This is a genomic window from Komagataeibacter rhaeticus, assembly GCF_011611525.1.
Lineage (GTDB): Bacteria > Pseudomonadota > Alphaproteobacteria > Acetobacterales > Acetobacteraceae > Komagataeibacter > Komagataeibacter rhaeticus.
This window is the reverse complement of record NZ_CP050139.1, coordinates 3,166,839-3,187,288: the sequence shown is the minus strand read 5'-3', so window position 1 is coordinate 3,187,288 and position 20,450 is coordinate 3,166,839. Positions and strand designations below refer to the sequence as shown.

23 protein-coding genes and 2 tRNA genes are annotated in these 20,450 nt (G+C 64.3%); 17 read left to right on the top strand and 8 right to left on the bottom strand.

The window, feature by feature from the left end:
• The first annotated feature begins 5 nt into the window (after nucleotides 1–5).
• Complete coding sequence (locus tag GWK63_RS14650) at nucleotides 6–944, top strand: electron transfer flavoprotein subunit alpha/FixB family protein (protein WP_112209802.1); 939 nt, start codon at nucleotides 6–8, stop codon at nucleotides 942–944.
• A 190-nt stretch (nucleotides 945–1,134) separates the two neighbouring features.
• Here the strand turns inward: GWK63_RS14650 and GWK63_RS14645 are convergent, their stop codons facing one another.
• Entirely contained in the window at nucleotides 1,135–1,338 is a 204-nt protein-coding gene (locus tag GWK63_RS14645; protein WP_007397246.1) for a hypothetical protein, read from the bottom strand.
• Nucleotides 1,339–1,859: 521 nt separating this feature from the next.
• On the opposite strand from GWK63_RS14645, the gene GWK63_RS14640 reads away from it, so the two are divergent.
• On the top strand, nucleotides 1,860–3,293 hold the full coding sequence (locus GWK63_RS14640) for an MATE family efflux transporter (RefSeq protein WP_007397248.1): 1,434 nt from the start codon (nucleotides 1,860–1,862) through the stop codon (nucleotides 3,291–3,293).
• Here GWK63_RS14640 and rfbD read toward each other — a convergent pair.
• The 4 genes from rfbD to GWK63_RS14620 all read right to left on the bottom strand — a co-directional run bounded on the left by rfbD (nucleotide 3,281) and on the right by GWK63_RS14620 (nucleotide 5,994).
• Nucleotides 3,281–4,210 (bottom strand): dTDP-4-dehydrorhamnose reductase, encoded by a 930-nt coding sequence (gene rfbD / locus GWK63_RS14635; protein ID WP_050800559.1) that lies wholly within the window; start codon nucleotides 4,208–4,210, stop codon nucleotides 3,281–3,283. The genes GWK63_RS14640 and rfbD overlap by 13 nt on opposite strands.
• Entirely contained in the window at nucleotides 4,207–4,821 is a 615-nt protein-coding gene (locus GWK63_RS14630) for a dTDP-4-dehydrorhamnose 3,5-epimerase family protein (RefSeq protein WP_007397250.1), read from the bottom strand. Before GWK63_RS14630 ends, rfbD begins: the two co-directional genes overlap by 4 nt.
• Before the next feature lie 354 nt (nucleotides 4,822–5,175).
• A tRNA-Ala gene (locus tag GWK63_RS14625) sits at nucleotides 5,176–5,251 on the bottom strand.
• Between the two features lie 98 nt (nucleotides 5,252–5,349).
• A complete protein-coding gene (locus GWK63_RS14620; protein WP_223846556.1) occupies nucleotides 5,350–5,994 on the bottom strand; it encodes a Maf family protein in 645 nt (214 codons plus the stop codon).
• A 406-nt stretch (nucleotides 5,995–6,400) separates the two neighbouring features.
• On the opposite strand from GWK63_RS14620, the gene hemE reads away from it, so the two are divergent.
• From hemE to hemJ, 3 genes are read left to right on the top strand one after another with little or no spacing between them, the layout of a single operon-like run.
• Nucleotides 6,401–7,462 (top strand): uroporphyrinogen decarboxylase, encoded by a 1,062-nt coding sequence (gene hemE, locus GWK63_RS14615; RefSeq protein ID WP_007397253.1) that lies wholly within the window; start codon nucleotides 6,401–6,403, stop codon nucleotides 7,460–7,462.
• 2 nt (nucleotides 7,463–7,464) lie between these two features.
• On the top strand, nucleotides 7,465–8,178 hold the full coding sequence (locus GWK63_RS14610) for an HAD family hydrolase (protein WP_007397254.1): 714 nt from the start codon (nucleotides 7,465–7,467) through the stop codon (nucleotides 8,176–8,178).
• The gene (gene hemJ, locus GWK63_RS14605; protein ID WP_034930259.1) at nucleotides 8,171–8,620 is read left to right on the top strand and encodes a protoporphyrinogen oxidase HemJ; all 450 of its coding nucleotides are present in this window, start codon (nucleotides 8,171–8,173) and stop codon (nucleotides 8,618–8,620) included. Before GWK63_RS14610 ends, hemJ begins: the two co-directional genes overlap by 8 nt.
• Nucleotides 8,621–8,648: 28 nt before the next feature.
• Here the strand turns inward: hemJ and GWK63_RS14600 are convergent, their stop codons facing one another.
• Complete coding sequence (locus GWK63_RS14600) at nucleotides 8,649–9,101, bottom strand: YjjA family protein (protein WP_007397256.1); 453 nt, start codon at nucleotides 9,099–9,101, stop codon at nucleotides 8,649–8,651.
• 99 nt (nucleotides 9,102–9,200) lie between these two features.
• On the bottom strand, nucleotides 9,201–9,521 hold the full coding sequence (locus GWK63_RS14595; protein WP_034930262.1) for a YggT family protein: 321 nt from the start codon (nucleotides 9,519–9,521) through the stop codon (nucleotides 9,201–9,203).
• A 143-nt stretch (nucleotides 9,522–9,664) separates the two neighbouring features.
• Between GWK63_RS14595 and GWK63_RS14590 the strand changes: the two genes are divergently transcribed.
• Nucleotides 9,665–9,740: transfer RNA gene (locus GWK63_RS14590), tRNA-Ala, on the top strand.
• Nucleotides 9,741–9,863: 123 nt separating this feature from the next.
• Here the strand turns inward: GWK63_RS14590 and GWK63_RS14585 are convergent.
• A complete protein-coding gene (locus GWK63_RS14585) occupies nucleotides 9,864–10,250 on the bottom strand; it encodes a RidA family protein (RefSeq protein ID WP_039998592.1) in 387 nt (128 codons plus the stop codon).
• Nucleotides 10,251–10,338: 88 nt separating this feature from the next.
• Between GWK63_RS14585 and GWK63_RS14580 the strand changes: the two genes are divergently transcribed.
• From GWK63_RS14580 to GWK63_RS14530, 11 genes are all read left to right on the top strand, one after another.
• Nucleotides 10,339–10,782 (top strand): HPr kinase/phosphorylase, encoded by a 444-nt coding sequence (locus tag GWK63_RS14580; protein WP_007397259.1) that lies wholly within the window; start codon nucleotides 10,339–10,341, stop codon nucleotides 10,780–10,782.
• A gap of 134 nt (nucleotides 10,783–10,916) precedes the next feature.
• On the top strand, nucleotides 10,917–11,885 hold the full coding sequence (rapZ, locus tag GWK63_RS14575; RefSeq protein ID WP_039998539.1) for an RNase adapter RapZ: 969 nt from the start codon (nucleotides 10,917–10,919) through the stop codon (nucleotides 11,883–11,885).
• Nucleotides 11,882–12,343, top strand: coding sequence for a PTS sugar transporter subunit IIA (locus tag GWK63_RS14570; RefSeq protein ID WP_007397261.1), 462 nt, complete (start codon nucleotides 11,882–11,884; stop codon nucleotides 12,341–12,343). The genes rapZ and GWK63_RS14570 overlap by 4 nt, the downstream gene beginning before the upstream one ends.
• Complete coding sequence (locus GWK63_RS14565) at nucleotides 12,336–12,632, top strand: HPr family phosphocarrier protein (RefSeq protein ID WP_039998540.1); 297 nt, start codon at nucleotides 12,336–12,338, stop codon at nucleotides 12,630–12,632. The genes GWK63_RS14570 and GWK63_RS14565 overlap by 8 nt, the downstream gene beginning before the upstream one ends.
• Entirely contained in the window at nucleotides 12,619–14,457 is a 1,839-nt protein-coding gene (gene ptsP, locus GWK63_RS14560; protein WP_039998541.1) for a phosphoenolpyruvate--protein phosphotransferase, read from the top strand. Before GWK63_RS14565 ends, ptsP begins: the two co-directional genes overlap by 14 nt.
• Nucleotides 14,450–15,823: an anthranilate synthase component I family protein gene (locus tag GWK63_RS14555; protein ID WP_007397264.1), complete on the top strand. Its 1,374-nt coding sequence runs from the start codon at nucleotides 14,450–14,452 to the stop codon at nucleotides 15,821–15,823. The genes ptsP and GWK63_RS14555 overlap by 8 nt, the downstream gene beginning before the upstream one ends.
• A complete protein-coding gene (locus GWK63_RS14550) occupies nucleotides 15,820–16,629 on the top strand; it encodes an aminotransferase class IV (protein ID WP_007397265.1) in 810 nt (269 codons plus the stop codon). Before GWK63_RS14555 ends, GWK63_RS14550 begins: the two co-directional genes overlap by 4 nt.
• A 113-nt stretch (nucleotides 16,630–16,742) precedes the next feature.
• A complete protein-coding gene (purH, locus tag GWK63_RS14545; RefSeq protein WP_007397267.1) occupies nucleotides 16,743–18,323 on the top strand; it encodes a bifunctional phosphoribosylaminoimidazolecarboxamide formyltransferase/IMP cyclohydrolase in 1,581 nt (526 codons plus the stop codon).
• A gap of 97 nt (nucleotides 18,324–18,420) precedes the next feature.
• Nucleotides 18,421–19,185: a hypothetical protein gene (locus GWK63_RS14540; protein WP_007397268.1), complete on the top strand. Its 765-nt coding sequence runs from the start codon at nucleotides 18,421–18,423 to the stop codon at nucleotides 19,183–19,185.
• Nucleotides 19,186–19,309: 124 nt separating this feature from the next.
• Entirely contained in the window at nucleotides 19,310–19,651 is a 342-nt protein-coding gene (locus GWK63_RS14535) for an AtpZ/AtpI family protein (RefSeq protein ID WP_007397269.1), read from the top strand.
• Between the two features lie 12 nt (nucleotides 19,652–19,663).
• Entirely contained in the window at nucleotides 19,664–20,413 is a 750-nt protein-coding gene (locus tag GWK63_RS14530; RefSeq protein ID WP_007397270.1) for a F0F1 ATP synthase subunit A, read from the top strand.
• The last annotated feature ends 37 nt before the right edge of the window (nucleotides 20,414–20,450 follow it).

The following is a 20,450-nucleotide window of genomic DNA, read 5'->3' as shown; positions in this document are numbered from 1 at the left end:
TGATCATGACCGTACTCGTTTTCCTTGACCATGAAGGCGGCGTGATCCGGCAGGCTTCGCGCTCGGCCATTGCGGCGGCCAGCAGGCTGGGTGATGTCGATGTGCTGGTGACCGGCCCCGACGCGGCAGCAGCCGCAAAGTCGGCCGCCGCCATTCCCGGCGTGAAAAAGGTGCTGCAGGTCACCGACACCACCGGCAGCAGCGAACTGGCCGAGCCGGTTGCCGCCCTGCTGGCGCAGCTTGCCGATGGTTACACCCATATCCTCGCCACGTCCTCGGCCACGGCCAAGAACGTGCTGCCCCGTGCGGCGGCCCTGCTGGATGTGCAGCCGATCCCCGATATCGTTGCCATCAACGATGCCGACACCTTTGTCCGCCCGATCTATGCGGGCAGCGCGCTGGCGACCGTGAAGTCGGCGGATGCGAAGAAGGTGATCACGGTGCGTGCCTCCTCCTTCGAGCCGGTGGCGGCCGAGGGCGGCAATGCGGTGATCGAGGACGTGGCCCTGCCCGCAGGCCCCGGTGGTTCGACTTTTGTCAGCACCGAGCTTTCCAAGTCCGAGCGGCCGGAACTGGAATCCGCCCGCGTCGTGGTCTCGGGCGGCAACGGCATGCAGAACGAGGAGAACTTCAAGCTTCTCGAACCGCTGGCCGACAGGCTGGGTGCCGCCATTGGCGCATCCCGCGCGGCGGTGGACAAGGGGTTCGTCTCCAACGAATACCAGGTTGGCCAGACCGGCAAGATCGTGGCGCCCGAACTGTATATCGCCATGGGCATATCCGGGGCGATCCAGCACCTTGCGGGCATGAAGGACAGCAAGGTGATCGTGGCCGTCAACAAGGACCCCGAAGCGCCGATCTTCCAGGTGGCGGATTACGGGATCGTGGGCGACCTGTTTACCATCCTGCCACAGCTTGAGGCGGAACTGGACAAGGCGGGCTGAAGCCTGCGCCAGCCATGCGTTGATAAAAAACAACAAAAGTTTCTGGATGCTGCCTTTTTTCAGAAAGGCAGCATTCCCTGGAGCTTTTTGAAAAAAGCTTCACCAAAAACTTTTGCATGACTACAGGCTTTTCAGACAGCCTCAAAAGGGGGCGCGGGCACAGGTCCGCGCCCCTTTTTTCATACAGGGGCTATTCGTTTTCCAGCACGGCATGGGCGCGGGCCACGACCGTGTCATATTCCTCCTGCGTCAGGTCACCGCGATGCAGCATCTCGCTGGCCCGGGCCAGGGCATCACGCGCATGGGTCACGTCAGGTATGGGGTAACGCCGGCCGGGCAGGGCAAAGGCGGAATCCGGCAGGGCATTGCGTTCGGCCGCTGTCAGTCTGGACATTGGTATTGCTCCCTAAACGATAATGGTGCCAGCAGGCAGCCAGCACGCCACAGCGTAGTGAAAGCCTGAACGAACCAGATGCGTAAAAGACGGATGGCACCCCATTACTTATGCCATACGCAAAAAAACAGGGCCCCCCAATAAAGGAGGACCCTGCCAGTGGAATGCCGACGCATCCGCGCCCTGCACCCATCCCGGTATTCTTGCCGGATATTTTTGGTATTTATGGAAGCCTGCTGGCCTCATGTGATTCTGTATGACATGCTTATTTTAAAAGGTCAACAATAAACATAAATAAAAATACGATTTTACTTTTTTTGCACTGCACAATTCATCTGGTTATTTTGCACCGCACAATGCGGGGTTAATATATAAAGAACAGCGCGCCATTTTTATGTCATGACACAAAAAACGGTGCGAATGGGGGCCTTGTGCCGGATTTCATTGCCCCGCATCATGGGCGGCAGGGGGCTGCGCCGCATAAGCCAGACCCCATAACGCCCAGCAGACAGGATACCCTAATGGGGGCAGAACCCGCACCACGACCACAGGCCAAATTCTGCACGGGCAGCATCGTGCGTCATGTCGTGGTCATGGCGGGAACCGGGGCCATTGGCCTTATGGCCGTGTTCGTGGTCGACCTGCTCAACCTGTTCTACATCGCATGGCTGGGCAATCCGGCGCTGACGGCGGCCGTGGGCTTTTCGGGCGTGGTCAGCTACGTGCAGATTGCCGTCTCCATCGGACTGTCGATCGGCATCGGGGCCATCAGCGGCCGGCTGATCGGCGCGGGCCGGATCGAGCAGGCGCGGCGCGTGGCCTCCTCGTTCGGTGTTGTCATGATGGCGATCTGCCTGCTGCTTGGCCTGATCACGGCATGGCTGGCCGCACCGATCCTCGCACTGCTTGGCGCCAGCGGGGAGGCGGCACGGCAGGCCACCACGTTTCTGGAAATCATCTCGCCCGGCCTGCCGCTGATCGCGGCGGGCATGGGCTGCTCGGGCCTGCTGCGTGCCATAGGGGCTGCGCGTATTTCCATGAATGTCACGCTGCTGGGGGCGCTGATCTCCGCCATTCTGGACCCGCTGCTGATCGTGGTACTGGGGCTGGGACTTGAAGGCGCGGCCATCAGCACCCTGTTTTCGCGCGGGTTCGTGGCCCTCATGGGCTTCCGCTGCGCCCGGCGGCACGGGCTGCTGGCGTGGCCCGTGCGCACGCATGTGCTGACCGATACGAAACTGGTGGGCGAAGTGGCCATGCCTGCCATCCTGACCAATCTGGCAACGCCGGTCAGCAGCATCATCGTAACCCATGCCATGGCCGGATTCGGGCTTGCGGCCATTGCGGGACAGGCCACCATCGAACGGATCGTGCCGGTAGCCTTTGCCGTGGTGTTTGCGCTGACGGGGTCGGTGGGGCCCATCATGTCCCAGAATCTCGGCGCGGGCAGGCTGGAGCGGGTACGCGCGACACTGGTGGCCTCGCTGTGGCTGGTGGCGGGATGTGTCGCCCTGACATGGGCTGTCCTGTTCCTGGCCCAGGACCTGGTGGTGCGGGTTTTCTCGGCACAGGGGACGGCGGCCATGCTGATCCACCTGTTCTGTAACTGGACGATAGCGGGCTACGTCTTCATCGGCATGCTGTTCGTCGCCAATGCGGCCTTCAACAATCTGGGCTTTCCGCTTTATTCCACCCTGTTCAACTGGGGGCGGGCCACGCTGGGAACCGTGCCCTTTGTCTGGTTCGGCATGAAATTCGGCCCCGGTGGCGTGCAGGTTGGCCAGGTGCTGGGCAGCGTGCTGTTCGGTTCCTGTGCGGTCATGACCGCCTTTGCCGTGGTACGCAGGCTGCATCCGGGGGATCTGGCCACGGCGCACGCCATGCCCGTCATCCCGCCACCACAGACAGGTGAGGCCGGCCTGATCGAACTGGATGAACTTGATCACTCCACCTGAACAGGCTGCCGCAGCATGGTCTCCACCACGGCCCCCAGACTGTCACGCCAGTGGGGCAGTTCAAGACCAAAGACCTGCCTGAACCGCCCGCAGTCAAGGCGCGCATCAACCCGACGGGCGGCGGCTGTTGGCCGGTCGGCTGTCATGACCGGCATGACGGGCGGCGCGGGGTGGCCATGCCGGCCCGCATGCGCCACTGCCGCACTGGCCAGTTCATGCCACGTCGCACTGCCGCCACCCGCGACATGGAACACCCCCCGATAGGCAGGTTGCCAGCCCGACTGCCGTATCCGGGCCGCCACCTGCAGCAGGGCATCGGCAAGGTCCGGGGCGGCGGTCGGATGGCCCGACTGGTCGGCAACAACCTGAAGTTGTGTTTCCCTGCAGGCCGCCTCCAGCATGGTGCGGACAAAATTGCGGCCATACGGGCCATAAACCCATGACGTCCGCACCACCATGGCCCGTGCGCAGGCGGCCAGTACCGCTTTTTCTCCCTCCGCCCGGCTCCGTCCATACACGCTCTGCGGGTCGGTGGGGTCTGTCTCCCTGTAGGGGCGGCCCCTGGTGCCGCTGAACACATGATCGGTCGAGACATGCAGCAATGGTACCGCCTGCCCCGCGCACAGCCACGCCAGCAAAGCAGGACCTTCCGTATTGGTCAGGCGGGCGCGGTCCGGTTCCTCTTCCGCCGCGTCAATGGCGGTCCACGCGGCGGTATTGATGACAAGATCAGGCCGCATGTCCTGCATGACGCGCACCACAGTATCGGGCTGCTCAAAATCGAACAGGGGCCGCCCCACCACCATTACCGCATCCCCTCCGCAATGCTTCAGGGTTTGGGCAAGCTGGCCTGAGCCGCCGGTTACCAGAATACGCCACCCCGCCGGGGTGGCATGAGAGGACAGGCGCGTCGTCATGGGTAAGGAAACCAGTCAATGACATTGGAAAAGGAAGGGGCATGCCCGTCAGCCGGGGACAGGACGGCCTGCTGGTCCCTGACCGGCCATTCAATGCCCAATGTCTCGTCATTCCAGCGTATGGTGCGCGTACTGGCGCGCGCATCCGGCCGGGTCTGGCGGCATGTGACCTCGGTATTCCCGTCCAGGCAGCACAGGCCATGCAGGAAACCGGGCGGAATCCAGAGCTGGCGGGCATTTTCAGCGCTCAGGGTAACGCCCGCCCATTGCCCGAAGCTGCGTGAGCCGGTCCGCACATCCACACCCACCATCCACACGGCCCCACGCCCGCACTGCAGGAGCCTGCCCTGTGCATGGGGTGGCACCTGGCAATACAGCCCGCGCACGACATGGCGGTCATACCGCTCGGTCCGGCTGCTGCGCATGAAATACTCGGTCATGGCAATTCCGGCATGCGAAAGGACCGTGCAGGCCGCGCGGCAGGTGCTGCCCCGTCCCGTCCTGATGGTGGGCACAAGCAGCAGCAGGCCCTCAATGGGAAGGGCATGCGGCTTCAGGCCAACATCATCCGGCGGTGACGCAACGGAGGAAAGCGGCCCATGCTCAGCCATGCTGGCCCCATGGAACCGGACCATTACCGGCAAACTGGCGTTTACACGATGGATGGCTCTGCATTCAGACCTGCCTTGCACCGGACCGGCCTTAACGGACATGACCGGTTTTCGTTTCATTACTCTGGAATGCAGTTTTAACGCGGCAGGCGTTACGAACCGATTAAGGCAGCACAAAAAGCGCCACATTCCTGAAAATGCGGCGTGCGGTTGCTAGCAACTGTCTGGAATCATAAGAAATTTTTTGGTGAAGCTTTTTTCAAAAAGCTTCGGACAACATCGCTTTCAAAATAAAAAGCAACATCCAGAAACTGCTACAATTTCCAATTTATGGGGGTACCAGATAAAGGAATCTGGTGGAGCCAAGGGGAGTCGAACCCCTGACCTCCTGAATGCCATTCAGGCGCTCTCCCAACTGAGCTATGGCCCCACTTGTTCCATCGGCGGGGCCATTGTGTGGCCTGCCGTGGTCCGGTTCGCGGGGTATAACCATAAGCCACAGGCAATGCAACCCCCCTTTCCCCAAATTTATTGCAGGAGAATTCCCTGCGCGCGCAGGGCCTCAAGCAGCGCCAGCAGCGGCAGTCCCATAATGGCGGCCTGTTCGCCATCAATACGGGAAAACAGGTGGATGCCCGCCCCTTCCAGCCGGTAGCACCCCACGCAGGACAGGATGGCATCCCCCTCGACCTGGAGATAACGGTCCAGAAAGGAATCGCTGAACGCCCGCATATGCAGCACCGGACAGGCGACATGACGCCATAACGTGGCGCCATCGCGCATCAGCACCACTGCCGTGTGCAGCGTATGGGGACGACCGCGCAACTGGCGGAGATGGCTTCGGGCTTCCTTCAGGGTTTCAGGCTTGTCGAACCAGGTATCATTGCAGGTCAGGATCTGGTCCGCCCCGATGACATATGCGCCGGGTGGCGCCGCAATATGGCGCGCCTTCGCAACCGCCAGTTCAAGTGCGGTGTGGCCGGCATCATGCCCCTGTGCCCGGCAGGTGGCGCGGATGGCGTGTTCATCCACATCCGCCGCCCGGTAATCCGCCCGTATCCATGCCGATTCCAGCAGCATGCGCCGGGCGCTGGAGCGGCTGGCGAGTACTATCGGCGGCGACTCCGCCTGTAACGGTACCGGCTTTAGTACTAGATTCGAGTCGTCGGGCATCGCGCGCTCCGTACTGGGGAAGTGAAAGATAAAATTCCGGCGGCAGGAGTACTGGGGTACATGGGGATAGTACTCCAAACAATTCTGTGCCGTACCGAGTACCGGGGACAACGGGTACAGGTCCATCCGCGGTGGGTTGTACACAGGCTTATGTCGGTACAATCTGGATAACTCCCCACGCCCACGGGAATCCTTGGAGTCGGAAACTGTACACCCTGTGGGAAAAGTGGGGTACATTTTCGGAAACGTGGGTACCCCATGACTCACAGCACTTAAAACACCCCAAAAAATTTCTTTCTCTTTTCTTTTATTGTTTTGAAAGGCGCGCGCGCGTTGTCCCTGCCCGCTATCCGTGGCCGGCAAAGTACGAGATAGTCCGGCCACAACGAAACAGAACGACGGATCAATGACTGAAACACGCAAACCCCTGCTCGCCACCCTGTTGGGAGAGGCGACCTGGCCCCCTCCGGTATGGCTGATGCGGCAGGCGGGCCGGTTCCTGCCGGAATTCCGGGCCCTGCGTGAAAAGGCCGATTTCATAACCCGCTGCATGACACCCGACATGGCGGTGGACATCACGCTCCAGCCCATCCGCCGGTTTGGCATGGATGGGGCCATCCTGTTCTCCGATATCCTCATCCTGCCCTGGGCCATGGGGCAGTCGCTGGAATTCGTGCATGGACGCGGGCCGGTGCTGGGGCCGGTCCGTTCGATGGCGGATCTGGAACGGCTTGACCCCACGCGGGTGGCCAAAGCGGTCCAGCCGGTCATGGAAACCCTGGCACGGCTGCGCAAGACGGTGGACGGACCCGAGGCGATCGGCCCGGCCCGACCGGGACAGGTCACGCTGATCGGCTTTGCGGGCGCGCCCTTCACGGTGGCGTGCTACATGGTGGAAGGCCACGGCTCGCGTGAGTTCGAGGAGACGCGCAGGCTGGCCTATACCGATCCCGCCTTCTTTGATCGGCTGATCGACCTGCTCACCACATCCACCGCCGACATGCTCTGTGCCCAGATCGAGGCCGGGGCCGAGGCCGTGATGCTGTTTGACAGCTGGTCCGGGCTGCTGCCGCCTTCACAGTTCCGCCAGCATGTGATCGAACCCGCGCGGCGGATTACCGAAATCATCAATGCCCGCCATCCCGGCGTGCCGGTCATCGGCTTTCCCCGTCTGGGGGGGCTCATGGCCATCGAATACGGTCATAAGACAGGCGTGAATGCCATGGCGCTGGATACCGGGGCCGACATGATGGCCGTGGCGGAAAAGGTGCCCGACACGCTGGTGCTGCAGGGTAATCTCGACCCGATCCGCGTGCTGGCCGGGGGCGAGGGCATGCGCATCGAAGCCCGCGCCATTCGCGATGCCATGAAGGGGCGGCCGCATGTGTTCAATCTTGGCCACGGTGTGATCCCGTCCACCCCGCCCGAACATGTGGGTGACCTGATCCGTACCATCAGGGAGGTCTGAACATGCTGCCTGCCGCCCTGCGCCCCGATGGCGCGCTTGAACTGGTCATTTTTGACTGTGACGGTGTCCTGATCGACAGCGAGGGGCCTTCATGCCGCATGATCGCCCGTGACCTGCGCCAGTATGGCCGCGAGATCAGTGACGACGATGCCGTCCATCGCTTTGCCGGGCACGCGCTGACCGCGCTCAAACACGAGATCGAACAGGCGGAGGACATTGCCCTGCCCGAGGACTGGCCGGCCCGGATGCAGCGCAACCTCGTCACCCTCATGCGCAACGAGGCGGAAACCATTGATGGCGCGCCCGCCATGCTGCGTGGCGTGGCGGCATTGGGCCTGCCCTACCGCATCGGTTCCAATTCATCGGTTGCGGAAATGGAAGCCAAATTCGGCCGCACCGGGCTGGATGAACTGATTGCCGCATCCTGCATCCATTCCGCGCGTGACATGGGCCAGCCCAAGCCTGACCCCGCGGTCTATCTGGCCGGTGCACGGGCGCAGGGCGTGGCGCCGGGCAACTGCATCGTGCTGGAAGATACCGATACCGGCGCGCGCGCCGCCCAGGCGGCGGGGATGGGCTGCGTGCTGCTGCGCCCTGCCGAACTGCCGGCACCATCATGGCCGGGCCTGCTGCGCATCACGCATCTGGATGAATTCGTGCCGCTGCTGCGCCGCATCCTGACAGGGCAGGGCAGGGGAGATACGGCACATGCCTGAAATGCTTGCGCCTTACATGCTGTGGCTCAAGGCATTTCACATCATGTCGTTCATTGCGTGGATGGCGGGCCTGTTCTATCTGCCGCGCCTGTTTGTCTATCACTGCCAGGTGGCGGCGGGATCGGCGGAAGCGGAGCGCTTCAAGGTGATGGAATACAAGCTGCTGCGCTTCATCACCACGCCGGCCATGATCAGCACGTTTGTGTTCGGTGGCCTGCTGTCATCCATACCGGGCCTGGTTGACTGGCATTCCGGCTGGTGGCTGACCAAGCTGGCCTGTGTCCTGGCCATGGCGGGTTTCAACGGGGCATGCGGGCGGTGGCGGCGCGACTTTGCCCATGACCGCAACACCCGGCCCGAACGGTTCTATCGCATGGCGAATGAAGTGCCGACCGTTCTCATGATGATCATCGTGATCATGGTGGTCGTCCGCCCGTTCTGAATGAACGGGCGGCGCCTGCGGTCCGGCTTCAGAGCAGGGATTTGCCCTGCTTCAGCACGGCATTGCATACCTTCTTGGTGGCCTTCTGCTTCAGGTTGCCCTCAAGCGAGGACAGCGAGAAGGTGTTGCCGTTGCCGGTATCCAGAATGCCGTTCTGGCCATTGGTGTACTGGGTGCCTGACGTATCAAGGCCGGACTTCTGCTTGAGCGAAGACAGCAGCGTGGCCGGGCTGTTGCCTTCCAGGTAGTTGTTCTGCACGCAGTAGCTCAGCAGGCCCGTGACATTCGAAGACGGCAGGGACGAGATGGAGGGCATCTTGACCCCGCTGCCCGAAAGCAGGCCCGCTGCATTGCCCAGCGCACCGGAAGAGGAGCCGCCGCCCAGCCCACCAAAGCCCTGTGCATGGGCCGGTGCGCCCGACAGTGCCGCCGCAAGCGGCAGGGCCGCGACAAGCGCCAGAAAACGGTTTGATTTTTTCATTTAAGCAAAACTCCTGAAATCCGGCCCGCGGGAACCCCACGGTCCTCGGCCGATCATACCCTTCGCGCTGCTGGCGGCGATAGCCCGCAGCCATGGCATTTATGCAATCCCGACCATAAGCATCCCGTAAATCTTGCCCAGCACCGGCATCAGCACGTACTGGATCAGCAGCAGCAGCACGAGTGGACTCAGGTCGATATTGGCGATGTTGGGCAGCATGTTACGGATTGGCTGCAGCACCGGTTCGGTCATGCGGTACAGGAAGTTGGAAATGTTCCACACGATCCGGTTGCGCGGGTCCAGAATGCCGAATCCCAGCAGGAAGCTGAAGATGCACGCCAGCAGCACGACCCAGGTATAGAGCTGGATCAGTTCGAACAGCAGATTGAAGATGATGGAGAGCAACGGGCCAACTTTCATGAAGCACGAAAAGCTGAATCTAGTGCCCGTCCGGTCCCTATACAACCATTACGGCCCGGGCAGGGTGGCCAGAAAAAGGATGCGGGCACCAGAATGCGTCTTGACTTGCTTTCCAGCCCGGGTATTTATCGCGCGAGGATTGTGGGGCTGTAGCTCAGATGGGAGAGCGCCTCGTTCGCAATGAGGAGGTCAGGGGTTCGATTCCCCTCAGCTCCACCACCATCCTGCTTTCATGAAATTACGAATAAGCGTTTTCCACCCTCAACGCCTTGAACCGGCGGGGCGTTTTTGGTGAAGCTTTTTCACGCAAAGGTCTGGCGAAGACCGCCACGCCATATTTTGTTATTTTTCATCAGCCGGTTGCGGGAAATCTGACTTCCAGTCACCATCTGTTCCCGGTAGCGTGACCAGATCGATTTCCACCAGTTGCCCGGCCTGTGCGAAGGGGCTGACCAGCCTGAGTGTCGTGGCCGGGCAGGTGCGGGCAAACAGGTCGTTAAGTAGCGGGAAACAGGCGTTGAAGCCATCCGTGCGGCTTAGCGTGAACACGATTCGGGTTACGTTTTCCGCAGTCATGCCCTGACTGGCCAGCCGGTCCATGCCGGCTGCCAGTGCCTGGCGGATCTGGGCGAACAGATCGGGCGGGAAGGTGCCGGTCTGTCTGTCCACGCCGGTCAGGTGCCGGATATGGACCTCTGCCGGGGGGTGGAACGGTGTGTTTTCTTCCATTATCGCCAGAATCACAAAATGGTCATGTTTTGTCCATAAAAAATTTTTCTTCTCCCGCCCCTTGGCCGGTTCCGGACAGGATCGTGGCATGAGCGCACCGATCCAGATCCATGCTTCCTGCGCCGCACGGGGGGAAGACGGGGTCCTGCTTGTCGGCCCGTCGGGTTCGGGCAAGTCGGACCTGCTGCTCCGGCTGGTGGATGCGGGCTACGCACTGGTGGCGGATGACCGCGTCTGCCTGCATGCGGGATGGGCCAGCGCGCCGCCGCCCCTTGCGGGCCTGCTGGAAGTACGGGGCATCGGCATCGTGCGCATGGCATGGCGGGCGCGGGTGGGTGTCAGGGCCGTCGTCCGGCTGGTTTCCATGCATGAGCGTACCGTGCGCCTGCCCCCGCCACCGGGACGTGACACGGTAACGGGCCTGCCGGAATTCTTCCTTGACCCCGCACGGGCTTCCGCCGTAGCCCGGGTCGGGCTGATACTGGATTGCGTGGTCGGATACAGGCAGTTGCTGGATGAAGGGCAGATGTGATGGCACACGCCCTTTTTATTATCGGCCATTCGGTGGACAATGGAATCAGGAACATGTTTCGGCACCGCCATGATACAGCGATGTGTCACCTGGCACAGGTCTGACAGGAAACAGGGTTTTGCGTGACTGACACCATGGATGAAGACACACCGCTCCCCCGTCGCATCCTGCTTGTGACCGGCCTGTCCGGGGCAGGCAAATCCTCGATTCTCCGTATCCTGGAGGATCTGGGGCACGAGGTGATCGACAATCCGCCCCTTGGCATGCTGGACGAGATTGTCGCCCGTGCCGAGCGGCCGGTGGCGATCGGTGTGGATTCGCGCACGCGCGGGTTCGATGCCTCCGCCGTGCTGGCGGCCCTTGCGCGGCTGCGCGTCAACCCGGCGCTGAATGCGGAACTGATCTATGCCACGGCAGAGGAAAGCGTGCTCCTGCGCCGCTATACCGCCACCCGCAGGCGCCACCCGCAGGCGGTGCATGGCACCGTGAAGGAAGGGATCGAGGCGGAAATCAAGCTGACATCCCCGTTGCGTGAGGCCGCCGATGTGGTGATCGACACCTCCGACCTGCCGCCGCCCGAACTGCGCCAGCTGGTCGAGGCCCGGTTCGGGGAATGGTCGGCAGGCGGCCTGGACGGGCTGACGGTGGCGCTGATGTCCTTTGCTTTTCCCGCCGGTGTCCCGCGTGAGGCGGACATGGTGTTCGATGCCCGTTTCCTGACCAACCCCTATTACGACCCGACCCTGTCCGCCATGACCGGGCTGGACGCGCCCGTGGCCGAATACGTGGCGCGTGACCCCGATTACCAGGAATTCCTTGACCGGATGGTGGGCCTGCTGGAACTGGTCCTGCCGCGTTTCGTGCGCGAGGGAAAGAAATATGCCACCATCGCCATAGGCTGTTCGGGCGGGCGGCACCGTTCGGTCACGCTGGTGGAGGCCATGGCGCTCAGGCTTGCGCAACAGGCGGGCCGTCCCCATCATGATGCCTGGCCGGTCGTGATCATGCATCGTGAACTGGCCCGGCAGGGTCGCAGCAGCTGGCGCTGGGCCAGCCGCCCGCGCGGCCAGGCCCAGACAACGGAGCAGACACCCGGGAAATGATCGGTCTTGTATTCGTCATGCATGGGGTTCTGGGCGAGACCCTGAAGGGGGAGCTTGAACATGTTGTCGGCCCGCAGGCACAGGCAGCGGTGTTCAACGTGACCGCAACCACGCTGCCCGGCACATGCGGGCTTGCGTTGCGGCAGGCCATCGACTCGGTTGATAGCGGGCAGGGTGTCATCCTGCTGACCGACATGTTCGGCAGCACGCCCTCCAACATTGCCGTCTCCGTGCTGGAAAACGACCGGGTGGAGGTACTGGCGGGCGTGAACATGCCCATGCTGGTCAAGCTTGCGCAGATGCGCGGCCACGCGGGCATGCGGGAATGCCTGAGCGGGGCGGAAGAGGCGGGACGGCGCTATATCTCGGTTGCCTCCCACCTGCCGCCGGCGTGCCTGACGGGGGCGGGCGAATGCGCGGTGGCGGCCGTTGACAGCGTGGCAGGCCACGGTGGCTGACCCCGTGGCGCGGGGGCCGGACCTGCAGGCGGATGTGAAAATCGTAAACCGGCGCGGGCTGCATGCGCGGGCGGCCGCCAGGTTCGTGACGGTGGCGGAAAGATTCACGGCGGATATCGATGTGACCCATGCCGGCATGACGGTATCGGGACATTCGATCATGGGTCTCATGATGCTGGGGGCGGCCCGGGGCGAGACAATCGGCATTACGGCCCGTGGCCCGCAGGGAGCCCCCGCGCTGGCGGCCCTTGTTGCCCTGGTCGGGGCCGGGTTTGATGAAGACGACTGAACGCCGTCCCGCGGCTTCCGCCCGGAATGGGGAGGTCCGGCTGACGGGGCAGCCCGTCTCCCCCGGTGTGGCCATTGGCCATGGCTGTGTCGCGCATGATCCGCCGCCGCCGCCGGTCGATACCGCACGGCGTGACTGCAACCCCGAACAGGAGCGGACCCGCCTGCATGAGGCGATAACCCGCTCCACCGCCCAGCTGCGCAGGCTGCATGAACGTCTGGCCCTGCTGCCCGAGGACGGGCAGGTGGAAATCGGCTCGCTGCTGGATGTCTACCGGCGCATGCTGGGTCCTTCGCGCCTGCGCCGTGGCATCGAGAACCGGCTTGCCCAGGGCATGCTGGCGGAAGCCGCCGTCCTGCAGGAAACAGAGGCACTGGCCGCCTTCATGCTCACCCCCCCCGGCCGCCCCGCGCCCGAGGGGGAGGACGCGGTGGCGGCCCGTAGGCGCGCGGGCGAATTCCGTGAAATCGGGCGCAGGCTGATCCGCAACCTCAGCGGTACACCCTACCGTTCCTTTTCCGCCCTGCCCAACGGGGCCATTTTGGTGGCCGAACAGCTCCGTCCGGCCGATGCCGCCCTGATCGATCCCTCACGTATTGCCGCCGTGGTGACGGAAGAAGGCGGCAGCACCGGCCATACCGCCATCCTGCTGCGTGCGCTTGGCATCCCGGCGGTACTGGCCGCCCATGGGGTGCTGGCGCAGATGGGGCGGCGCACCCGGCTGGTGGTGGATGGCATGACCGGCCGCGTCACCATCCGCCCTGCCACCCGCACGGCGGCGGCGGCACGGGTGGCGGTTGCCGCCTATGCGCGGGAGCGGCAGATGCTTGGCCGCCTGCGCCGCCTGCCTGCCCGTCTTTCCAGCGGGGAGGTGGTGACACTGCAGGCCAATCTGGAAATACCGGCCGAACTGCCCATGATCGCCCAGTCCGGTGCCGCGGGCATCGGGCTGCTGCGCAGCGAATTCCTGTTCATGAATGCCGCAGGCGTGCCCGATGAGGACCAGCAGGAAGCGGTCTACCGCCCCCTGATCGAGGCGATGGCGGGGGACCCGGTCACGATTCGCGTGGTGGACTGGGGCAGCGAGAAGAACAGCGATGTGCTTGCCCGCATGGGTATTGGCGACGGGGGAGAGGTCAACCCGGCGCTGGGCATACGCGGCATAAGGCTCCTGCTCCAGCATCGTGGCCTGCTTGAAACCCAGTTCGCCGCCATCCTGCGCGCAGCCATGGCCGGTCCGGTGCGCGTACTGCTGCCCATGGTGTCCTCGATGGGGGAAATGCGTGCCGCGCGTGAGGTCTATGCCCGCATCGGGCGCAGGCTGCGGCGCAGGGGCGTGGACATCCCCGATCCGCTGCCCCCGCTGGGCATCATGATCGAGACCCCGGCCGCGGCCCTTATGGCGGATGTGCTGGCGCAGGATGCGGAATTCCTGGCCATCGGTACCAATGACCTGACCATGTACGCCTTGGCCGCCGACCGCGCGGCACGCGATGTGGCGGGTCTGTACGATCCGCTGCATCCCGCCGTGCTGCGGCTTGTGCGCATGGCGGCGGATGCGGGGCTGCGCCAGCGCCGGCCGGTTTCCCTGTGTGGGGAAATGGCGTCCGACCCACGGTGCGTGCCGCTGCTGGTGGGGCTGGGGGTACGGTCGTTTTCCATGCATGCTTCCGCCGTGCCACGGGTCAAGCAGGCGATCCGGGCGGTGGGCATGGATGACTGCCGCCGCATGGCGCATCGTGCGCTGGAAGCCGCCGACGGGCAGGAAGTCAGCGCCATGCTCACCGCCTGTGCCGACAGCCTGCGCCAGGACGGGGATGGCTGATACCGGCATGCTTGTACCCCTGCCCTGGCGCGAGGGGGATGACATCCTGGCCGCGTGGGGCCACCTGCCCGGGCTGGCGTGCCTGGACAGCGGGGGGGAAATCGGCCCCCGTGCGCGCTGGGTCATTGTCTGTCGCGATCCGGTGCATGTGATCGTGCAGCGTGGGGGGGCGTGCTGGCGCGATGGCCTGCCGGTGGCGCGGTCCCTGCCCGAACTGCTGCGCCAGCATCTGCCGCGACGGAACTGTCCGGCCGGGGTGCCGTTTGCCGGGGGCGCTGTCGGGTTTATCGGGTATGGCGCGGGCCTGCGGGTGGAAGGGATTGCCACGCGCCATGCGGCCGACCCGGATGAGCCGGAAGCGGCGTTTGGCCTGTATGACCACGCCTTCGTGCTGGACCGCGTGACCGGACAGGCGTGGCTTGCCGCCACCACCGTGCTGGATACGGCACGGATGGCGGCGCTGACGGCGCAATGGAAAGCCATTGCACCCGCAGGCCGCCTGCCGGCATTGCCCCGCCTGCGCTTTGCGCCGGACCAGACCGGCCCGGCCTATCGGGCCGGCGTGGCACGGGCGGTGGAGCGGATTGCGGCGGGCGAGGTCTTTCAGGTCAACGTGACCGGGCGCATGGATGCCCGGCGGCCGGCGGGCCTGGCGGCGGTGGATGTCTACCGGGTATTGCGGGCGCATTCGCCCGCGCCGTTTGGGGCCTTTCTGGCGGGGGCGGGTGGTTTTGCGCTGCTCAGTGCCTCTCCTGAGCGTTTTCTCTCCCTTGCCGTGGACGGCGGGGTGCAGACCCGACCCATAAAGGGCACGGTCCCGCGTGGCCGGAGCGTGGCCGAGGACGACCATCTGGCGCAGGCCCTGCGCCATGATGCCAAGGAGCGGGCGGAAAACCTGATGATCGTCGATCTCATGCGCAATGATATCGGACGCGTCGCGGCGCTGGGCAGCATGGGGGTGAGCGAACTGTTCGGGGTGGAACGCTTCACGCATGTCCATCATCTGGTCTCGGAAGTGACGGGGCGGCTGCGCCCTGACCGCGATGCATTCGACCTGCTGGCCGCCACCCTGCCGCCGGGATCGGTCACGGGCGCGCCCAAACACCGCGCCATGCAGATCATCGATGAACTGGAAGCATCTCCGCGCGGCGCCTATTGCGGCACGGTGGTCCGTATTGGCCATGATGGCGCCATGGACAGTTCCGTCATCATCCGCACGCTGGTCATGACGGCGCACCGGATCACGGCGGCGGCGGGGGGCGGCATTACCCATGATTCCGACCCCATGCGGGAATATCGTGAAATGAAGCTGAAGATCGCGGCCCTGCGGGCGGTTTTCGGTGATGTGGACAGCGAGCGGCCATGACCCCTTCCCCCCTGCCCGTATGGCTTGATGGCCGGGTGCTGGCTGCGTCTCAGGCACGCATAGACCCGGCCGACCGGGGTTTCCTGCTGGGCGATGGCGTGTTCGAGACCATGCGCGTGGCGGGGGGGCGGGTCTGCCACTTTGCCCGCCACATGGACCGGCTGGCCCGGGGGGCGGCCGTGCTGCACATGCCCCCGCCCGACATGGCCGTCCTGAGCGCCGGGGTAGATGCCCTGCTGGGCGCCTGTGCGCTGGTATCCGGCTCCCTGCGGCTGACCCTGACGCGTGGTACCGGCCCGCGCGGCCTGTTGCCGCCCGCCCCTGTCGTGCCGACCTGCCTTATCACAGCCACCGCCGGCATGCCGCCTTCCACCCCGGTCAGGCTGGTCACCTCCACCCACCGGCGGGATGCGGCAGGTGTGCTTTCGCGCATCAAGAGCCTGAACTACCTGCCCTCCATCCTTGCGCGCATGGAGGCGGCGGCACAGGGTGCGGATGATGCGCTGCTGCTCAATCATGCAGGCCATGTGGCCGAAACCAGTGCCAGCACGCTGGTTGCCTGCATGGGGGGGCAGCTTGTCACCCCCCCGGTCAGCGATGGCGCGCTGCCCGGTACGGTGCGGGGCGTGCTGGTGGATGCGGGCATGGTCAGGGTCGGGCGCATCGAAGCCGCCGGGCTGCATGAAGCGCAGGCCCTTTTTGTCCTGAACAGCCTTGGCGTGCGTGAAGTGGTGGCGCTTGACGGGCATGCGCTCGGGCGCCGGCCCGACCTGCTGGCGGCGCTCCGGGCCTGTGCCTGGCGCTGATTTCCGCCCCGGACAGGCCAGTTATGGCATTTCACTTATTGCCCATCGTGACGGGGTTGGACTAATCCAACCCGGATTGGCCCATTTCCAGCTTGCGTGAAAGGTCACCGCTGATGACCCCCCCCACCACCGTGCCCGTCCGGCGTGCCCTGATTTCCGTATCCGACAAGAACGGCCTGCTTGACCTTGCCCGGGCCCTTGTCGCCCATGGTGCGGAAATCCTTTCCACGGGCGGTTCCGCCCGCACCCTGCGCGAGGCGGGCATCCCGGTGCGCGACGTGTCGGACCATACCGGCTTTCCCGAAATCCTGGATGGCCGCGTCAAGACGCTGGTGCCGCAGGTGCATGGCGGAATCCTGGGGCGGCGTGACCTGCCCGCGCATGTGCGCCAGATGGAAGAACACGCAATCGCACCGATCGACCTGGTGGCCGTCAACCTCTATCCGTTCGAGGCCACGGTGGCATCCGGCGCGGGGGCGGAGGACTGCATCGAGAATATCGATATCGGTGGCCCCGCGCTGATCCGGGCCGCCGCCAAGAACCATGCCCATGTGGCGATCGTGACCGACCCGGCCCAGTATGCGGACATCATCACCGCGCTGGAAAAGGGTGGCACCACGCTGGCCCAGCGCACGAAGCTGGCCGGTGCCGCCTATGCCCGCACCGCCGCCTATGATGCCGCCATTGCAAAATGGTTCGCAGGCCAGGAAGGCGAGGACCTGCCCCCGCGCATGATCGTGGCGGGCGAAAAGCGCGAAAGCCTGCGCTATGGTGAAAACCCGCACCAGAAGGCCGCCTTCTATACCGATGGCACGACCCGCCCCGGTGTGGCTACCGCCCGGCAGATTCAGGGCAAGGCACTGTCCTACAACAACATCAACGACACGGATGCGGCGTTCGAGGCCGTGGCCGAATTCGATGAACCCGCCGTGGTGATCGTAAAACACGCCAACCCCTGTGGTGTGGCCACCGCCGCGACACAGGCGGAAGCGTGGGACCGGGCGCTGCGCTGTGACCCGGTTTCCGCCTTTGGGGGCATTGTCGCACTCAACCGCACGCTGGAGGCGGCAGCGGCAGCCCGCATCGCCACCCTGTTCACCGAAGTGATCGTGGCCCCCGATGCAACGGAGGAAGCGCGCCAGATCCTGGCACGCAAGAAGAACCTGCGCCTGCTGCTGACCGGTGCCCTGCCCGACCCGGCACAGGGCGGGGTCGTGGTACGTTCGGTTGCCGGCGGCTTCCTGGCCCAGACGCGCGATAACGGGCGGATTGCGCCCGATGCGCTGAAGGTGGTGACGAAACGCGCGCCGACTCCGGCCGAGATGGCGGACCTGATCTTCGCCTTCCGCGTGGCCAAGCACGTCAAGTCCAACGCCATTGTCTATGCCAGGGACCAGAGCACGGTCGGGATTGGCGCGGGGCAGATGAGCCGCGTGGATTCCGCGCGCATCGCCGCCACCAAAAGTGCCGATGCCGCGAAGGCCGCGGGCGTTGACCACCCGCTGACACAGGGCAGTGTCGTGGCGTCGGACGCGTTCTTCCCCTTTGCCGACGGGCTGGAGGCCGCCATTGCCGCAGGGGCCACCGCCGTGATCCAGCCCGGTGGCTCGATCCGTGATGACGAGGTGATCGCCGCCGCTGATAAGGCAGGCATCGCCATGGTCTTCACAGGTATGCGCCATTTCCGGCACTGATCCCAGCACTGGCCACTTGCCTGTACGCCGGGGATGGCATGAGATGACATCCCCGGCGGGACAGCCGGACCAAGACAGACGAAAGACGGGTACCTGCATGGACATTCATCGACGTTCCTCCTGCCGCCTGCTCGCGGGCGTGCTTGTGGCTGGCAGCCTGGTGGCGGGCGGCGCCCATGCAGCCACAAAGAGTGCAACCCCGGCGGCGGCAGCGGCCCCGGCACAGGTTGCCCCCGTGTTCGACATGGCCCCGCTGCCCGTCACCACGGGGCAGCTTGCGCAGTTCATCCTGACCTCGACAGGGCAGGTCTCGGGCCTGCTGCTGGCCGATGGCACGCAGGTCTTCTGCCCGCGTGAACTGGGCGACAGCCTGCCCGCCATCGTCCGCCCCGGTGAACAGGTGAGCATAAGCGGCCTGAAGGGGGCGGCCCGCCCCATCGTGCGCGCCTATGCCGTGACCGGCCCGCGCGGGCGGCGGATTGCCGATGTGCGCGTGGAAGGGGCAGCAATACCCTATGATTCTCCCAGCATCGGGCCGGACGTGCCGGTGGACGGCATCATCCTTGCCCCGCTCTATGACATGCAGGGCAAGGTGCAGGGCGTGATCATGCGCGACCATTCCATCGTGTACGTGGGCGAGACGAATGCCGCCCGCCTGGCCGGCTGGCTCAAACCGGGGGCGACGCTGCATGCCATCGGCACGGGTGTATCGGGCGAGCGGGGCACGGCCATCAACGCGCGTGAGATCGGGCCGGACGTGAACCAGGCCATCCATGTGGAACCCGCCGACGCACCGCCGCCGGGCGCCTTTCCCGGCAGCGCGGGCTATGATGTCATTCCCGGCGCGGCCTCGGCCGAATAGGGGCATCCAGAACGCGTGACGCACAAAAAAGATGCGGTGGTGGCGTCTTTGTTTGCCACCGCTTGCTTGACAGGTTATTGCAGCATCGGTAGCTACCGCCTGCACCCTTGGGATGTGCGAGAATTTGGATAAGGATAACGACCCTTCCGGCGAGTCCTTCAACCGACGACTGGAAGCGGCGCGCGAGCGGCTTGAACCGCGCATGGCCGCCAGACAGGAAACGGGTGGAACACTGTCCGATCTGGGCCTGGTGGTCAGATCGGGGACGGAACTTGTCTCGGCGCTTGTGGTCGGGGTTGCGATCGGCTGGGGGCTGGACCACTGGCTGCATGCAAGGCCTTGGTTCCTTATCGTGTTTTCGCTTCTTGGGGGCGTGGCAGGTGTGCTTAATGTCTGGCGTCTTGTCAGGCCCGATGCCATAAACACTAAGGCAGAGGGGCCGGATGACGGCTCTGGACGGATATAGGGAAGAACGAAGTTGGCGGCCGGATCATCCATCGACGCGCTCGGTCAGTTCGAGCTCCATCCAGTTCTGGGTGCACTAGGCGAATCCCTGCGGTTCAGCCAGTCCCCCATGATGATGATTGTCGCCGCCGTTGTGGTCCTGGCGTTCCTGTACGCGGGCATGCGTCCCGCGGCGGTGGTGCCGGGCCGGCTGCAGTCGGCAGCGGAAATGTGCTACGATTTCATCTACAACATGGCGGTCGATACGATCGGTGTCGAAGGCCGGGCCTTCTTTCCCTTCGTGTTCACGCTGTTCTTCTTCATCCTGGCCGGCAACTATCTTGGCCTGCTGCCTTTCTCCTTCGCCTTCACCAGCCATATCGCCGTGACCCTGGCGCTGGCGCTGATGGTGTTCTGCCTCTCGATCATCGTGTCGCTCAAGGTGCAGGGGGCAAAGTTCTTTGCCCACTTCATGCCCGCCGGTGCGCCCAAGGCCCTGGCGCCGCTGCTGATCCCGATCGAGATCCTTTCCTTTCTTTCGCGTCCCGTAAGCCTGTCGATCCGTCTGTTTGCCAACATGGTCGCCGGTCACGTGATGTTTGACATGTTTGCCGCCTTCACGATCATGCTGGCCGGTCTGGGCTTCTTCGGTGACATCATCGCCGTTGGTCCCGTGGTCATCAATATCGCGCTGATGGCACTCGAATTGCTGGTGGGTGCATTGCAGGCCTATGTGTTTGCCATCCTTACCTGCATCTATCTGAGGGAAGCGGTGGCCCACTAACCGGGTCGCAATTCCGCTTCCATCTATTTCAATCCAG

Coding starts and splice junctions, on each gene's coding strand:
- GWK63_RS14555 (WP_007397264.1), top strand. CDS start 14,450: ATGGCTGATACCGGCATGCTTGTACCCCTGCCCTGGCGCGAGGGGGAT.
- GWK63_RS14600 (WP_007397256.1), bottom strand. CDS start 9,101: ATGAAAAAATCAAACCGTTTTCTGGCGCTTGTCGCGGCCCTGCCGCTT.
- hemJ (WP_034930259.1), top strand. CDS start 8,171: ATGCCTGAAATGCTTGCGCCTTACATGCTGTGGCTCAAGGCATTTCAC.
- ptsP (WP_039998541.1), top strand. CDS start 12,619: ATGAAGACGACTGAACGCCGTCCCGCGGCTTCCGCCCGGAATGGGGAG.
- GWK63_RS14630 (WP_007397250.1), bottom strand. CDS start 4,821: ATGGCTGAGCATGGGCCGCTTTCCTCCGTTGCGTCACCGCCGGATGAT.
- hemE (WP_007397253.1), top strand. CDS start 6,401: ATGACTGAAACACGCAAACCCCTGCTCGCCACCCTGTTGGGAGAGGCG.
- GWK63_RS14540 (WP_007397268.1), top strand. CDS start 18,421: ATGGACATTCATCGACGTTCCTCCTGCCGCCTGCTCGCGGGCGTGCTT.
- GWK63_RS14580 (WP_007397259.1), top strand. CDS start 10,339: ATGAGCGCACCGATCCAGATCCATGCTTCCTGCGCCGCACGGGGGGAA.
- GWK63_RS14585 (WP_039998592.1), bottom strand. CDS start 10,250: ATGGAAGAAAACACACCGTTCCACCCCCCGGCAGAGGTCCATATCCGG.
- purH (WP_007397267.1), top strand. CDS start 16,743: ATGACCCCCCCCACCACCGTGCCCGTCCGGCGTGCCCTGATTTCCGTA.
- GWK63_RS14595 (WP_034930262.1), bottom strand. CDS start 9,521: ATGAAAGTTGGCCCGTTGCTCTCCATCATCTTCAATCTGCTGTTCGAA.
- GWK63_RS14645 (WP_007397246.1), bottom strand. CDS start 1,338: ATGTCCAGACTGACAGCGGCCGAACGCAATGCCCTGCCGGATTCCGCC.
- GWK63_RS14550 (WP_007397265.1), top strand. CDS start 15,820: ATGACCCCTTCCCCCCTGCCCGTATGGCTTGATGGCCGGGTGCTGGCT.
- GWK63_RS14620 (WP_223846556.1), bottom strand. CDS start 5,994: ATGCCCGACGACTCGAATCTAGTACTAAAGCCGGTACCGTTACAGGCG.
- rapZ (WP_039998539.1), top strand. CDS start 10,917: ATGGATGAAGACACACCGCTCCCCCGTCGCATCCTGCTTGTGACCGGC.
- GWK63_RS14650 (WP_112209802.1), top strand. CDS start 6: ATGACCGTACTCGTTTTCCTTGACCATGAAGGCGGCGTGATCCGGCAG.
- rfbD (WP_050800559.1), bottom strand. CDS start 4,210: ATGACGACGCGCCTGTCCTCTCATGCCACCCCGGCGGGGTGGCGTATT.
- GWK63_RS14570 (WP_007397261.1), top strand. CDS start 11,882: ATGATCGGTCTTGTATTCGTCATGCATGGGGTTCTGGGCGAGACCCTG.
- GWK63_RS14610 (WP_007397254.1), top strand. CDS start 7,465: ATGCTGCCTGCCGCCCTGCGCCCCGATGGCGCGCTTGAACTGGTCATT.
- GWK63_RS14640 (WP_007397248.1), top strand. CDS start 1,860: ATGGGGGCAGAACCCGCACCACGACCACAGGCCAAATTCTGCACGGGC.